Annotated in this window: 12 protein-coding genes; 6 read left to right on the forward strand and 6 right to left on the reverse strand. The window is 67.4% G+C overall.

Translation table 11 applies throughout. The features are described 5' to 3' along the window. The first annotated feature begins 249 nt into the window (after positions 1 to 249). Positions 250 to 792 (forward strand): transglycosylase family protein, encoded by a 543-nt coding sequence (locus OHS03_RS21575; RefSeq protein WP_328656569.1) that lies wholly within the window; start codon positions 250 to 252, stop codon positions 790 to 792. A 71-nt stretch (positions 793 to 863) separates the two neighbouring features. On the opposite strand, the gene OHS03_RS21580 is transcribed toward OHS03_RS21575, so the two are convergent. Then, positions 864 to 3,848 carry a UPF0182 family protein gene (locus OHS03_RS21580; RefSeq protein ID WP_056815857.1) on the reverse strand — a complete coding sequence of 995 codons (2,985 nt, stop codon included), beginning with the start codon at positions 3,846 to 3,848 and terminating at the stop codon, positions 864 to 866. A 156-nt stretch (positions 3,849 to 4,004) separates the two neighbouring features. Between OHS03_RS21580 and OHS03_RS21585 the strand changes: the two genes are divergently transcribed. Then, positions 4,005 to 4,583: a PPA1309 family protein gene (locus OHS03_RS21585; RefSeq protein ID WP_056815859.1), complete on the forward strand. Its 579-nt coding sequence runs from the start codon at positions 4,005 to 4,007 to the stop codon at positions 4,581 to 4,583. Between the two features lies 1 nt (position 4,584). Here OHS03_RS21585 and OHS03_RS21590 read toward each other — a convergent pair whose 3' ends face one another. Beyond that, positions 4,585 to 5,610 (reverse strand): YlbL family protein, encoded by a 1,026-nt coding sequence (locus tag OHS03_RS21590; RefSeq protein WP_328656571.1) that lies wholly within the window; start codon positions 5,608 to 5,610, stop codon positions 4,585 to 4,587. 128 nt (positions 5,611 to 5,738) lie between these two features. Between OHS03_RS21590 and OHS03_RS21595 the strand changes: the two genes are divergently transcribed. From OHS03_RS21595 to OHS03_RS21605, 3 genes are all read left to right on the forward strand, one after another. Further along, complete coding sequence (locus OHS03_RS21595; protein WP_328656573.1) at positions 5,739 to 7,196, forward strand: zinc-dependent metalloprotease; 1,458 nt, start codon at positions 5,739 to 5,741, stop codon at positions 7,194 to 7,196. Positions 7,197 to 7,405: 209 nt separating this feature from the next. Next, on the forward strand, positions 7,406 to 8,287 hold the full coding sequence (locus tag OHS03_RS21600; RefSeq protein ID WP_328656575.1) for a TOMM precursor leader peptide-binding protein: 882 nt from the start codon (positions 7,406 to 7,408) through the stop codon (positions 8,285 to 8,287). A 61-nt stretch (positions 8,288 to 8,348) separates the two neighbouring features. Then, positions 8,349 to 9,698 (forward strand): ABC1 kinase family protein, encoded by a 1,350-nt coding sequence (locus tag OHS03_RS21605; RefSeq protein ID WP_405148077.1) that lies wholly within the window; start codon positions 8,349 to 8,351, stop codon positions 9,696 to 9,698. Positions 9,699 to 9,770: 72 nt separating this feature from the next. On the opposite strand, the gene OHS03_RS21610 is transcribed toward OHS03_RS21605, so the two are convergent. The 3 genes from OHS03_RS21610 to OHS03_RS21620 all read right to left on the reverse strand — a co-directional run bounded on the left by OHS03_RS21610 (position 9,771) and on the right by OHS03_RS21620 (position 12,826). Continuing rightward, the gene (locus OHS03_RS21610; protein WP_101468522.1) at positions 9,771 to 10,094 is read right to left on the reverse strand and encodes a WhiB family transcriptional regulator; all 324 of its coding nucleotides are present in this window, start codon (positions 10,092 to 10,094) and stop codon (positions 9,771 to 9,773) included. Positions 10,095 to 10,232: 138 nt separating this feature from the next. After that, on the reverse strand, positions 10,233 to 10,565 hold the full coding sequence (locus tag OHS03_RS21615) for a hypothetical protein (RefSeq protein ID WP_328656579.1): 333 nt from the start codon (positions 10,563 to 10,565) through the stop codon (positions 10,233 to 10,235). Between the two features lie 110 nt (positions 10,566 to 10,675). Next, positions 10,676 to 12,826 (reverse strand): ATP-dependent DNA helicase UvrD2, encoded by a 2,151-nt coding sequence (locus OHS03_RS21620; protein WP_328664347.1) that lies wholly within the window; start codon positions 12,824 to 12,826, stop codon positions 10,676 to 10,678. A gap of 158 nt (positions 12,827 to 12,984) precedes the next feature. On the opposite strand from OHS03_RS21620, the gene OHS03_RS21625 reads away from it, so the two are divergent. Continuing rightward, entirely contained in the window at positions 12,985 to 13,218 is a 234-nt protein-coding gene (locus tag OHS03_RS21625) for a mycoredoxin (RefSeq protein ID WP_056812750.1), read from the forward strand. 9 nt (positions 13,219 to 13,227) lie between these two features. Here OHS03_RS21625 and nudC read toward each other — a convergent pair whose 3' ends face one another. Further along, the gene (nudC, locus tag OHS03_RS21630; RefSeq protein WP_328656581.1) at positions 13,228 to 14,118 is read right to left on the reverse strand and encodes an NAD(+) diphosphatase; all 891 of its coding nucleotides are present in this window, start codon (positions 14,116 to 14,118) and stop codon (positions 13,228 to 13,230) included. Positions 14,119 to 14,173: the final 55 nt, after the last annotated feature.

Here is a 14,173-nt window from a genome sequence, read left to right on the forward strand (position 1 = left end):
TCGAGGCCATCGAATGTGGCAGCCATCACACACTTCGGCAACCGCACGCGTCGGGGCCGAGTTTCGGTGAGCGGCGTCACTATCACCTCGTGATCCCGAACACATAACGGTGCAATTACAGACCGCACGGAATCTAGGTATTCCCACTGGTTATGCGGCGTAAACATCGAAAAGACAGCTATTCCATTCATAGAATCTGCCCGTTATCAAGATGTGATCGGCATCGATTCATTGGTTAGCGTCTCCTCCATGACTGAGACCCGGAAATTCAGCACCCGCGCCCTTGGCGTCGCCGCCATCGCCGGCGCCCTTGTTGCCGTTCCGTTCGGCCTCGCCACCGGTACCGCCTCTGCCGCCGCCTACAACTGGGACGGCGTCGCCCAGTGCGAGAGCGGCGGCAACTGGGGCATCAACACCGGCAACGGCTACTACGGCGGGCTGCAGTTCTCGCAGAGCACCTGGGCTGCCAACGGCGGCCAGGGTTCGGCGCACAACGCCAGCAAGGACGAGCAGATCCGCGTCGCGGAGAACGTGCTCGCCAGCCAGGGCGTCGGCGCGTGGCCGCACTGCGGCAAATTCCTCCAGTCGGGCGCGTCCGAGCCCGAGGTTGTCGAGGAGCCCGCCGTCGAACTGCCGGTCGAGCTGCCCGCCGAGGCGAAGACCGATGTCCAGGCTGCCGTCGACCAGGCTAAGGCCGCGGGCCAGGCCCTGGCCGACCAGTACGGTGTCGCCGGTCAGTACCAGGACCTGCTCACCGCCAATGCTCCGCTGATCGCCTCGATCGGCGGCTGATCCACCGTTCCCCCTGCACAAGAAAGGCCCCGTCATCCAGACGGGGCCTTTCTTGCTGCTGCGCGGATCGGCTAGCGGCCGCCTGCGTCCTGATACGCCTTCACCGCGGCGTCCAGTTCTTCCAGCGCCTTACCGAAATCGGTGAAGTTGCCCGTCCGCATCGCCGTGCGCACCGCCTCGATCTTGCGGCTGAGTTCGGCAGCCGCGGCCTCCCCGCCGGTCGATCCCACGGGGGGTGTCGTCCCCGGCTGCGGCGTCGTGCCACCGCCGGGCGGAGTGACCGTGCCCGGGTCGACCGGTGGGGTCGCTCCTGGTTTCGGCTTCACCGACGGATCGCCACCGAACGGTGTCGCCAGCGAACCCGCACCCGGCATCACCTGGTTCAGGGCTTCGGCCAGCGTCGGCGCGTACCCGACCTTCACACTGCCCGCCGCGTCGCGGTAGCTCACCAGCACGCGCAACAGCTGCGGGAAGGTCGACGAACCGGTATTGCGTTCGTTGTAGAACGGTTCGACGTAGAGGATGCCGCCGTCGGCCACCGGCAGGGTGAGCAGGTTGCCGTAGCGGATCTTGTTCGAGTTCGACAGCAGGGTCTTCTCTCGCGACACCGCGTCGGCGGTCGTCATCGAGTTCTGTGTCTGTTGCGGACCCTGGGTCTGGGAGTCGGTCGGCAACTGCAACACGGTGAACTTGCCGTAGTTCTCGGGATCCGAGCGGACCGAGATATAGGCCGAGAGGAACTGCCGGTTGTAGCCGACCATCGCCGAGGTCAGGTTGAAGACCGGTTTGGTGGTCTTCGGATCACCGAGCAGCACGTAGTACGGCGGCTGGTTGAACGTGCCGCCCTCGATCGTCGGATCACTGGGCACCGACCAGAACGCGTTGTTGGTGAAGAACTCGCGCGGGTTGTCCACGTGGTACTTCGTGAGCATGTCGCGCTGGACCTTGAACAGGTCCTCCGGGTAGCGGAAGTGCGCGCGCAGCTCGGGCGAGATCTCGCTCTGCGGCTTCACCGCGTCGGGGAACACCCCACGCCAGGCCTTGAGCACCGGGTCGACGGTGTCGGTCTCGTACAGGGTGACGGTGCCGTCATAGGCGTCGACGGTGGCCTTCACCGAGTTACGGATGTAGCTGACCTCCTTGCGCGGGATCACGCGCCCGGTCTTCTTGTCGATGCTGTCCTCGACCGCGCCGTCGAGCGAGGTCGGCTGGGCGTAGGGGTACTTGTCGAGCGTGGTGTAGGCATCGACGATCCACTTGACGCGACCATCGATCACCGCCGGGTAGGCGTTGCCGTCGGTCGTCAGCCACGGCGCGACCTTCTGCACCCGATCACGCGGACCGCGGTTGAACAGGATCTTGGAGTCCTCGCTGATCGCGGAGGAGAACAAGATATTGCGCTCGGCGTACTTGGCCGCGAAAGCGAGCCGGTTGAACCAGTTCCCGATCGGCACGCCGCCGCTGCCGTCGTAGGTGAACTGCGCCTCGTCGGAGTCGTACTCGCGCGGGGCCTGACCCTCGGCGGTACCGACGATGGCGTAGTCGGGGTCGGTCTGGGAAATCAGCTCGCCGTAGTAGATGCGCGGCTGGTCGACCTTGATCTGCTGGTCCTCGACCTTGGTGAACAGGTCGCTCACCATGAACAGCGGATAACCCGAATCGCTGCCGCCCGCCGCGCTCTGCGCCTCGGACTGCGGCTTGTTCACCCGGTTGGCGGGCGCGGCGACGAAACCGTTGCCGTGGGTATAGACGGTGTGCTGGTTGATCCAGTCCTTCTGGTTGCCCGACAGCGCCTGGGGATGCAGCTCGCGCGCGGCGACGATGTAGTCCTGCAGGTCACCGTTGAGGTTGTAGCGGTCGATGTCCAGCGACTCCGGGAAGCCGTAGAAGTTCTTGCGCTGCTGCAGCTGGGTGAAGGTGGGCGAGAGGATATTCGGGTCGAGCAGGCGGGCGTTGCCGATGGTCGCCGCGTCCGCGGGGACCTCGAGCGGGCTCTTGGTCGAGCTGCCCCGGTAGTTCTGATACTCGACCTTGTCGTCGGTGATCCCGTACGCTTCGCGCGTGGCCATGATGTTGCGCTCGATATAGGGGCTCTCCTTCTCGGCCGCGTTGGGGCGCACCGAGAACTGCTCGACCACCATCGGCCACACCGCACCGACCAGGATCGACGACAGCACGAGCAGCGCGGCCGCCATCGCGGGAACCCGCAGATCACGCAGCACGATCCCGGCGAAGAACGCCACCGCGCAGATCACCGCGATCGACAGCAGGATCAGCTTGGCGGGCAGCACCGCGTTGATGTCGGTGAACGACGGACCGCCGAAGGTCGGCTCCTTGCGCGTACTCGACAACAGGTCGTACCGGTCGAACCAGTACGCCACCGCCTTGAGCAGCACGAAGATTCCGGCGATCACCGCGAGCTGCACGCGCGCGGCCCTGGTGAGCGTGCCCTCACGCCCGGCCAGCCGCAGGCCGCCGAACACGTAATGGGTAACCAGGTTCGCGAAGAACGCGATCACCACCGCGACGAACAGCCAGTTCAGTACCATCCGGTAGAACGGCAGGTCGAAGGTGTAGAAACCGATGTCGAGGTGGAACTGCGGGTCTTGCTGACCGAACTCGCCACCGTGCAGGAACAGCTGCACCGTCGCCCAGTTCGACTGCGCGACCAGTCCCGACAGCACGCCGAGCAGCACCGGGATGCCGACGCCGAACAGCCGCAGCTTGCTCATCACGGTCGTGCGGTAGCGCGCGATCGGATCGTTGGGCCCGGCGACCGGCACGAAGACCGGACGCGACCGGTAGGCCAGCAGCAGCGCCGCCCAGACCACGAGACCGACGAGCAACGCGACGACCACGAACAGGATCAGACGCGTGCGCAAGACGCCGAGATACACACTGCGATATCCGACCTCGCCGAACCACAACCAATTGGTATAGGCATCGGTGAAGCGGGGCCCGAGCAGCAGCAACGCCGCGAGGACGACTGCTGTCACCAGCAGCACACGGCTGCGTCGGGACAGCGAAGGTAAGCCGGTGGGGGGCCGCATGCCCACGGTGCCACTCTCCATGTTCCGGCGGTTCCACACCGTGATCGGCGCAGTCACCGCAGTCCGAATGTTGCGGGTGATCCGTTACCGGACCGTTGGCGCCCACTCTACGGAAATCGGACACCGTGCAGGCGTCTGGGCCGAAAATGATTGGATGTGCGGGTGACCGAAGACGAGCACGCCGAAGTTCTCCTCGCCCGCTGTGTGCGCGAGGTCGTCGAGTTCGCCGACGCCGAGGGCTGGGGAAACCCGCCGCAGATGTTCGCGTTGGTGCCGACCGCCGACCTGGCCGCAGCCGAACCCGACCTGCAGGATCAGCTCGACGACGGCAGCGAGCTGACCCCTGTTGCCCAGGAGGCATTTCCCGACGACATCACCGGCGGGTCTATGGCGCTCGACGAGTTCCTGGCCACCACCACCTGGCCGCCCGCGGTCGAGGGCTGCGTGCTGGTGCAGGAGATCGTGGTGCTGCCGCCCGACGCCGAGAGCGATCTCGACGAAGCGTTGGTTCCGCTACTCGCCGACGATGAAGCCGCCGACGCGGCCGGGCGTGCCGCCGCGCACGCGCATCCGGGTCGCCGCGACGCGCGACTCATCGCGGGCGTCCTGCGCCAGGGCGCCACCTTGTGCCTGCTACAGATCCGCCCCGAGGACGACGACGGCTTCGGCGATCTCGATCTGCGCACCTACCCCAACCTGGCGCCGGGCCTGATCGAGGCCCTGCACCACACGCTGGAGTGAGCTACCCGCAGCCGATCGCCTCGCGGCCGGCGTTGATGTCGGCCAGCCCGGTGATCGCGCTGTCGAGGGTGTCGACCTTCACCAGGCGAAGGCCCTCGGGCGCCCGCTGACCGGCCTCGTTGCAGTTGTCGGCGGGAACGAGGAACGTTTCCGCGCCTGCCTCGCGCGCGGCGATCATCTTGTACTGGATGCCACCGATCGGGCCGACCTTGCCGTCCTGGTCGATGGTTCCGGTGCCCGCGACGAACTTGCCGCCGTTGAGTTCGCCCGGCGAGAGCTTGTCGATCAGCGAGAGGCTGAACATCAGTCCGGCCGACGGTCCGCCGATATCGGCGAGGTTGAACTCGACCTGCAGCGGCGGACGCCCACCTTCACCGGGGGTGATGCCGAGGTAGCCCTTGGCCTCGTCGCCGGGACGTGGCGCGAGGGTGATCTGGCTGGTCTGCTCCGCGTCGCCGCGGCGGTAGACCACGGTGATGGTGTCGCCGGGAGCCTTGGTGCCGACGATGTCGATCACATCCTTGGGCGTGGTGATCGGGGTGCCGTCGATGCTGATCAGCTCGTCGCCGACTTCGAGCACGCCCTTGGCCGGACCCTCGTCACCGAGTCCGCGCACCAGCACGACGGTCGGCATCTTCAGGTAGTGCAGCGCGGCGACCTCGGCATCGCTCTCGGAGTCCTTGAAGTCCTGCTGATTGGACTTGTCCACCTCCTCGCGCGACACGCCAGGCGGGTACACCTCGGCGCGCGGCACGAGGCCGTGCTCACCGCTGACCCAGAACCCGAATGCCTCGAACAGGTTCAGCCCGTCGCGCACCGACACGGTCGTCATATTGAGGTGCCCGCTCGTGGGATCCAGTGGCGCGCCGGTGACATCGACCACCTGTTTGCCCTCGACCTGGCCGAGGGTGTCGAAGGTGGGGCCGGGGCCGAGGGCGACGAACGGCACGGTGACCACGCTGCCGGCCACGCCGAGCACGAGTACGGGAACGAGGGCGACGATCAGGGTGAGGATCCGACGATTCACTCGGACCACAGTAGTGATCAGCGACCGGGACCGACGGTAGTGGCACGCTTTTGCGGCGTGGCCGTTGTCGCGCGATTTCGCGATGCGCGAACACCGTGGGCCCGGGGGTCCCGCGTAACGTAAGAAGTATGAGCGATCTCCCCTTCGGCTTCTCGACCGGCGACGACGACGATTCCGGCAAGCGTCGCGACGAGGGCAACGGACCTGGCGGAAACGATCCGTTCGGGTTCGGAGCGGGCGGCGTCGGCGGCGCGGGCGGCTTCGATCCGTCGCAGCTGGGCCAGATGCTGAGCCAGCTCGGGCAGATGATCAGCGGCATGGGCCAGGGCATGGGTCCCGGCGGCGCGCAGTCCGGCCCGGTCAACTACGACGTCGCCAAGCGACTGGCCCGCCAGCAGCTCGGCTCCACCATCGCTCCGATCGCCGCTGGCACCACCACCGCGGTGACCGACGCGGCACATCTGGCCGAGCTGTGGCTCGACGGCGCCACGGTGCTGCCCGCGGGCGCCACCAAGACGGTCACGTGGACCCCGAACGACTGGATCGAAGAGACCCTGCCCACCTGGAAGCGCCTGTGCGACCCGGTGGCAGAGCAGATCTCGGGCATGTGGACCGCGCAGTTGCCCGAGGAGGCCAAGCAGTTCGCCGGGCCGATGGTCGGCATGCTCGGCCAGATGGGCGGGCTGGCGTTCGGTTCTCAGCTCGGTCAGGCGCTCGGCCAGCTGGCCAAGGAGGTGCTGACCTCCACCGATATCGGCCTGCCGCTCGGCCCGGCCGGTACCGCGGCGCTGCTGCCGACCGCGATCGCGGCGTTCAGCGAGGGGCTCGAGCAGCCCGAGAGCGAGATCATCGTCTTCCTGGCGGCACGCGAGGCCGCCCACCAGCGACTTTTCGCACATGTGCCGTGGCTGCGTCAGCAAGTGCTCGGTGCCGTCGAAGACTACGCGCGCGGTATCAAGATGGACTTCTCCGCGATCGAGGAAGCCGCGCAGGGCATCGACCCGATGTCGCTGAGCGACCCGTCCAAGCTGGAGGAACTGCTCTCCCAGGGCACGTTCGAGCCGCAGACCACGCCGGAACAGAAGCAGGCGCTGGAGCGACTCGAGACCCTGCTGGCGCTGATCGAGGGCTGGGTCGATGTCGTGGTCACCGATGCGGTGGGTGAGCGCCTGCCGGGCGCGGGCGCGCTGTCGGAGACGCTGCGTCGCCGCCGGGCGACGGGTGGGCCCGCCGAGCAGACGTTCGCGACGCTCGTCGGACTGGAGTTGCGTCCGCGCAAGGTTCGTGAGGCGTCGGCGCTGTGGCGGCGGCTGACCACCGATGCGGGGATGGAGCGGCGCGACAAGGTGTGGGAACACCCCGATCTGCTGCCCGATTCCACCGATCTCGACTCGCCCGCCGGTTTCATCGACTCCATTATCGGCGGCGGCACAGGCGCTTTCGACGATCCGCTGGCGCAGTTGGCCGAGACCGAGGCGCGCGAACGCGACGCGGCCGATCGCGACAAGGCCAAGGCTGACGAGTCCGACGAAACCCCGCGCGACGAGGGCGATGCCGACCCCGATTCCGGCGCGGGCAAGTCCTGATCCGCACCGCCATCGAGGTCGGGGAGAAATCTTCCGATCTCGGTGGCGCGACACGGTCGCGTGGCGCGCGTTCGTCGGAAAATGCCGTGACGACCCGCGGTACATCGGCTGTTCACAATTCGTAATTCTCGAACCGACACGCCGAAACCCTGTGGATAACTGCACTTTCGGCGCACGCTGAGCCGCTGCCGAGTGCCGATACTTCAGCCATGACGACCACCTCCCCACTGCGCGGCCCGATGCTCCACCCGCGAGTGACCACCCTGGTTCGCCCGTCCGGCACGGTGCAACTCGGCTGGGACCCCGAACGCGCGCTGCTGCTCCACACCACCGATCACGACACCGGTACCGTGCTCGCCTTCCTGCGCCTGCTCGACGGCTTGCAATCACGACCCCAGATCATTTGGCGTGCGGGCGAATTCGGTATCAGTCCCGACCGCACCATGGGCATGCTCGCCGCGATCGAGCGTGCGGGTCTGCTGCTCGAACCCGAATCCGAACCCGCTCTCGGCAAGATCCGCGCCATCACCGTGCACGGCCTCGGGCCGCTCTCCGATGCCGTGGCGATCGGATTGCGGCGCATGGGTTTTCGGCCGACCCGCTCGCGCGAGTACCGACCGGACACGCCGGTCGGCACCGGCTCGGACGATCTGGTGGTGCTCACCGACGCGTTGATGATCGACCCGGCACTGTCGGTGGATCTGATGTTGCGCCGGGTGCCACACCTGCAGGTGCGGGTCCGCGACGGGGTCGGCGTGGTCGGCCCGCTCGTCCTGCCCGGCGAGACCAGCTGCCTTCGCTGTGCCGATCTGACCCGGGCCGGATTCGATGTCGAGTGGCCGCACCTGGCCGCCCAGCTACTCGGCCGCACCGGACACGCCTCCCCGGCGGGCATCGCGGCGACGACCGCGCTGGCGCTCGGCGAACTCGAGGCGATCATCGCCTGTTCCCCGCGGCGGGAACCGCGCACGTTCGACGCCACCGTGGAATTGGACCTCGACACCCATGAGATCCAGCGTCGGCCGTGGCTGCCGCATCAGGAATGCGGGTGCCGGAACATGGCCGCACACACGTCGGGAACCTCGCGGTGACGGGCGTCGCACCGGCCGGTGTGAGCATTCTTATGGCACACACCCCGCAGGTTCGGCCATGATGGGTACCGTGTCCGAGATCGTGCGCCGCAGTTCCAGCCGCAATGCCAAGATGGCCAAGATTCCCCTTGGCATCGCCGGACGAGCCGCTGTCGGGTTCGGTAAGAAGCTCGTCGGCGGTGACAAGAAGCAGATCAACGCCAATCTGAATCAGAAAGCCGCCGAGCAGCTGTTCACCGTGCTCGGTGAGCTCAAGGGCGGCGCGATGAAGTTCGGGCAGGCGCTGAGTGTGATGGAGGCCGCCGTTCCGGAGGAGTTCGGTGAGCACTATCGCGAGGCGCTGACCAAGCTGCAGGCCGCGGCGCCGCCGATGGCAGCGGAGACGGTGCACCGCGTGCTCGACCAGCAGCTGGGCACCAAATGGCGGGACCGCTTCGAATCCTTCGATGACACCCCCGCCGCCTCGGCCAGCATCGGCCAGGTGCACCGCGCGGTGTGGTCCGACGGACGCGCGGTGGCGGTGAAGGTGCAGTATCCCGGCGCCGACGACGCGCTGCGCGCCGACCTCAAGACCCTGTCCCGGATGACCGGACTGCTCTCGTCGGTGATCCCCGGCGCCGATGTGAAGCCGCTGCTCGCCGAGATCACCGAACGCACCGAGGAAGAACTCGACTACCGCATCGAGGCCGCCAACCAGCGCCGATTCGCGGCCGCGTTCGAGGGCCATCCCACCATCTCGGTCCCGAAGGTGGTGGCCGGATCCCCAAAGGTGATCGTCACCGAATGGCTCGACGGCACCCCGGTATCGGCACTGATCAAGGCGGGCGCCGAGGATCCCGAGGGCACCCTGGCCCAGCGCAACCGGATCGCCGAGCTGATGGGGACCTTCCATTTCAGCTCGCCCGAACTGGTCGGCCTGCTGCACGGCGACCCGCATCCCGGCAATTTCCTGGTGCGCGACGACGGCACCCTGGCCGTGCTCGACTTCGGCGCCTGTGCGCCGATGCCGGACGGCTTCCCGGAGATCCTGGGCCGCATGCTGGCCCTCGCTGTCGCCGACGAGCACGCGGCGCTCACCGAACTGCTCTACGAGCACGGCTGGGTCATTCCGGGACGTGTGGTGACCCACGAGGAGATCGAGGCGTACCTGCGCCCGTTCAGCGACCCGATTCGCACCGACACCTTCCACTTCACCCGCTCGTGGATGCAGCGGGTGGCGGGCAAGGCGTCCGAGTTCTCCAGCCCGGAGATGAAAACCGCTCGCGCCCTACAACTTCCGGCCGAGTACCTCACCGTTTTCCGGGTGCTCGGTGGTTCGGTCGGCATCCTGGCCCAACTCGACGCGGAACTCGGCTTCATGGACCTGGTACGCACCTGGGTGCCGGGCTTCCGCGCCGAACAGGCCTCGTAAGCACAAAGCAAAACGAACCGCTCACCATGACGAGGTGAGCGGTTCGCTTGCGGTACAACCCTTTTCCCGGGTTCATGCCATGATCGCGACCTTGCGCGGACGACCGCGGGGGCGCTTGCGGGCGATCACGACACCCTGGTCGAAGATCTCACCGCCCCATACGCCCCACGGCTCGGCGCGATCGATGGCCGCGGTCAGGCAGCCCTTGCGGATCGGGCAGGCCGCGCACAGTTCCTTGGCCTGCTCGAGATCGGTGGGGCTCTCGGCGAACCACAGATCGGGGTTTCCGCCCCTACAGGGCAGAGTCTTGGTGACCTCACGGACGCGAGGGGTCTGCGCCACGGTTCGGCATGTCACGTCAGTAGTGGCCGTCGGCCAGTCCTGGGCGGTGAACACGTCGTTCTCCTTCAGCTCGTTTGCAGCGGTGGAATGTTCGGTGTGCGAACCCGGTGCCTACGGCTGAGGAGCCGATATAAAGATGGCCACGGATTTCGCTTCTCGCGATCCGTGGCCAGGAGGTCTGGGAGGTGTTCCCTACCTAGTTCGACATTTCTGTCGAGACCTGATCACGGTCGCTGGGTGGACGCGGAGGCGGATTGCGCCGATGAACTCCGGTGCGTAACCGGCTTCATCGGCGATTGCTGCCGGTGCCGCAACAGCGGTCGGCTGCCAACCCACGTTGGGCTTGTCCTGGAGACGAATCGGAGTGGGCTGATGGACGACAGTCATCGGCACAGCTTTGACATCGACGCCGGACAGGCCGGTCCCCTGCAGAGCGAGGACCCCCCGGGAGGCGGACATGACAAATGCGTTCACCAGGACGCGATTGCTCATCGCATCGAACGTGGTGTTCGTGTTCGTGTTCATGTGTCTGCCTCCCTCCTGAACTCGTGTGTGAACAATTACCGCGCACCGGGATCACTCTCGGTGCGTGTTCTCCACCATAGGCAATGATCGAGAACCGAACAACTTATTTTCTACCTGGGGTTTTGTGCCGTTGTCTTCACACGTGATGCGACGATCGCGAGCACGTCGGCACCGTACTGTTCGATCTTCTTCGCACCGATGCCCGCGATGGCCGCCAGCGCGGCGTCGTCGGCGGGCAGTTGCTCGGCGATGGCGGTGAGGGTGGTGTCGGTGAAGACCACGAAGTCGCGCCGCTGCAGGGCCTCGGCCTTCTCGGCTCGCCATTCCTTCAGCGCCTCGAGCAACTGGGGGTCGACTTCGCCCGGGCAGCGCCGGCAGCGGCCGAGCATGGTGGCATGGGTGCCGATCAACGGCTTGAGACACACCCGACACAGCGGACGTGGGGCCTCGGCCCGGGCCTCGACGGCGATCCGCGAGGCCGAGGAACTGTCCGGAATCAGCCCGTTGAGGAATCGCGACCTGGTCACCGGCCGGTAGTCCCCGCCTGCTTGCAGCCGCCGCTGGGTCCACGACAGGCTCAGATGTTCGCGTGCCCGCGTGACACCGACGTAGAGCAGCCGTCGTTCCTCTTCCAGTCCCGCTTCGTCGACAGCCGTGTTCTTCTTGCCGAGCACGTGGAAGATCGGCAGCGTGCCGTCGGTGAGCCCGGCCAGGAACACCGCGTCCCATTCCAGGCCCTTCGCCGCGTGCAGCGAGGCCAGGGTGACACCGTCGACGGTCGGCGGATGCTTGGCCTCGGCACGGGTCGCGAGCTCGCGCAGCAGCGCCGTGAGGTCCATCTCGTCGTCGTGGCTGACCAGTTCCTCGGTGAGCTGCACCAGGGCCAGCAGCGAGGACCACCGTTCCTTCGCCTGCGCACCGGCCGGTTCCTCCGCGGTGAGACCGACCGGCGCCAGCGCGGCCCGTACCAACGTGATCAGCGACGATCCGCTGCGCGCCGCATCGGGCAGGTCGTCGCGCGCGTCGACCTGACGCAACGCCGACACCGCCTGCCGCACCTCCTGGCGGTGGAAGAACCCCTCGCCACCGCGCACCTGGAACGGAATCTCGCGGGCGCCGAGCACCTGTTCGAACGGTTCGGACAGCGCGTTGGTCCGGTACAGCACCGCGATCTCGGACGCCGGCGTCCCGGCGGCGATCAGTTTCTGGATCTGTGTGGCGACGGCGACGGCCTCGGCCTGCGCATCGGCGTACTCGGCGAACTCCGGTTCCGGACCGGCGGGCCGCTGACCGATCAGGGCGAGGCGGGTGCCCGCGATGCGTCCGCGCGCTGCCCCGATCACCTGGTTGGCCAGCGACACCACCTGGGGAGTCGACCGGTAGTCGCGTTCGAGCCGGACCACCGTGGCGTCGGGGAAGCGCCGGGAGAAATCGAGCAGGTAGGACGGGGTGGCGCCGGTGAACGAGTAGATGGTCTGGTTCGCGTCACCCACGACGGTGAGGTCGTCACGTTCGCCCAGCCACGCGTCGAGCACCCGCTGCTGCAGCGGCGTGACGTCCTGGTATTCGTCGACGACGAAACTGCGATAGCGACCGCGGAACTCGTCGGCGACGGCCGGATAGTCCTCGAGCGCGGCCGCGGTGTGCAGGAGCAGATCGTCGAAGTCGAGCAGCAGACCGTCGGCGGAGGCTTTCGCGGATTCGTAGCCCTGGTACACCTCGGCGACCTTGGCCACGTCGACCGGCGCGTCACGATGATGCCGGGCAGCGGCGGCCGGATAGTCCTCCGGCGCGATCAGCGAGGCCTTGGCCCATTCGATTTCGCTGAGCAGGTCACGCACCATTTCGGTGGAGGCCCGCAGCCCCGCCCGCTGCGCGGCCTGCGAGACGATGGGGAACTTGCTGTCGATCAGTCGCCACGGCACATCCCCCACCACCTGCGGCCAGAAATACCGCAACTGCCGCAGCGCCGCGGCGTGGAAGGTGCGCGCCTGCACCTGTCCGGCGTCGCCGCCGAGCCCCATCGTGCGCAACCGATTGCGCATCTCCCCCGCGGCCCGTGCCGTGAAGGTCACCGCCAGCACCTGGTCGGCCTTCACATGCCCACCCGCGATCAGGTGCGCGATCCGATGCGTGATCGTCCTGGTCTTCCCGGTGCCCGCACCGGCGAGTACACAGACCGGCCCCCTCGGTGCCCGCACCGCGGCGGCCTGTTCCGGGTCGAGGGCGGTGAGATCGAGTGCTGGCACGCGCACCATCATGACAGCGCCCCCCGACAACTTGCCGCGACGCCCGCCGATCCCACGGCCACGATCGCGCGATCGAGCACCGTCACCCATCGGTCCAGGATCGGGCAAGGAACACCGAGCCGCGTCGCGACGTTGCACATCGCGTGACTGAAGCAACGGCAGATCTGACGATGTACTCGACCACCTGGTGCGGCTATTGCCGACGCCTGCGGACCCAGCTCGACGAGGCGGGCATCACCTACACGGTGATCGATATCGAAGACGATCCCGCGTCGGCCGAGTTCGTCGGCAGCGTCAACAACGGCAACCACGTCGTGCCGACGATCAAGTACCGCGACGGCTCCACCGCGACCAACCCGTCGTTGGCTGCGGTCAAGCAGGCGTTGGCCGCCCAGCAGGCCTGATCCGCCGAGTCAGTCCGCCCAGGACTCGATGATCGATCGCGCGATCGAGATGGATCCGGGGACGAGCAGCCGTGCGCCGGGTTCGCGCGCCGACCAGTCGCCGACCTGCAAAGCGGCGCGAACCTCTTCGCGGGTGAACCAATGCGCTTCGGCGATCTCGCCATCGGAGAACACGAGTTCCTGGGCGGGGTCGCCGACCGCGGCGAAGCCGACCATCAGCGAGCGCGGGAACGGCCACGGCTGGCTGCCGAGGTAGTGGATATCGCGCAGGTCGACGCCCACCTCCTCGCGGACCTCCCGTTCCACACAGTGCTCCAGCGATTCGCCCACTTCCACGAAGCCGGCCAGCAGCGAGAACATCGTCTCCGGCCAGCTCTGCTGGCGGGCGAGCAGCACGCGATCGGCACCGTCGTGGACCAGGCAGATCACCGCGGGGTCGATCCGCGGGAATTCTTCCTCCCCCGTGGCGGTGAGCCGCGACCAACCGCCGCGCGCCGACGTGGTGGCCGTGCCGTCGCCGCCGTGGTATCCGGCCCGATCGTGCCAGTTGAGCAGCGCGTACGCGGTGGACAGCAGCTCAGCGGTGAAGTCGTCGACGGCCCCGAGCGTGCGCAGATCCCTCAGCGTGCCGTCGAGGTCGGTCGCCCGCATCGCCCACAGGTGGCTGCCGTCGACGACACCGAGGAACACCGTCCCGTCACCGGGCTCCGCGGCCACCGAAACAGCCGCGTCGAGGACGATCTTGTCGCCCTCGACCCGCACTTTTCCGCGCGGGTCGATACGCAGAATCTTGGCTTTGCCCCACCCTTCGCGCAGGGCGCCGGGATCGAGCCGGGCGTGCTCGGCCCGGTCGATGGTGGAACGTGACAGCAGCGGAACGTCTTTCAGCCGGAATGACACGTTGCCGAGCATAGGCCGCGCACGGCTGCGGCGAATGCGGAGGTACGCCTTGGTC

The sequence above is a fragment of the Nocardia salmonicida genome, from assembly GCF_036142455.1.
Classification (GTDB): domain Bacteria; phylum Actinomycetota; class Actinomycetes; order Mycobacteriales; family Mycobacteriaceae; genus Nocardia; species Nocardia salmonicida.

What these genes read in the sequence shown, in the direction of transcription:
- OHS03_RS21575 (WP_328656569.1), top strand. Translation starts at nt 250, where the DNA reads ATGACTGAGACCCGGAAATTCAGCACCCGCGCCCTTGGCGTCGCCGCC.
- OHS03_RS21605 (WP_405148077.1), top strand. Translation starts at nt 8,349, where the DNA reads ATGGGTACCGTGTCCGAGATCGTGCGCCGCAGTTCCAGCCGCAATGCC.
- OHS03_RS21600 (WP_328656575.1), top strand. Translation starts at nt 7,406, where the DNA reads ATGACGACCACCTCCCCACTGCGCGGCCCGATGCTCCACCCGCGAGTG.
- OHS03_RS21625 (WP_056812750.1), top strand. Translation starts at nt 12,985, where the DNA reads ATGTACTCGACCACCTGGTGCGGCTATTGCCGACGCCTGCGGACCCAG.
- OHS03_RS21620 (WP_328664347.1), bottom strand. Translation starts at nt 12,826, where the DNA reads ATGATGGTGCGCGTGCCAGCACTCGATCTCACCGCCCTCGACCCGGAA.
- OHS03_RS21615 (WP_328656579.1), bottom strand. Translation starts at nt 10,565, where the DNA reads ATGAACACGAACACGAACACCACGTTCGATGCGATGAGCAATCGCGTC.
- OHS03_RS21595 (WP_328656573.1), top strand. Translation starts at nt 5,739, where the DNA reads ATGAGCGATCTCCCCTTCGGCTTCTCGACCGGCGACGACGACGATTCC.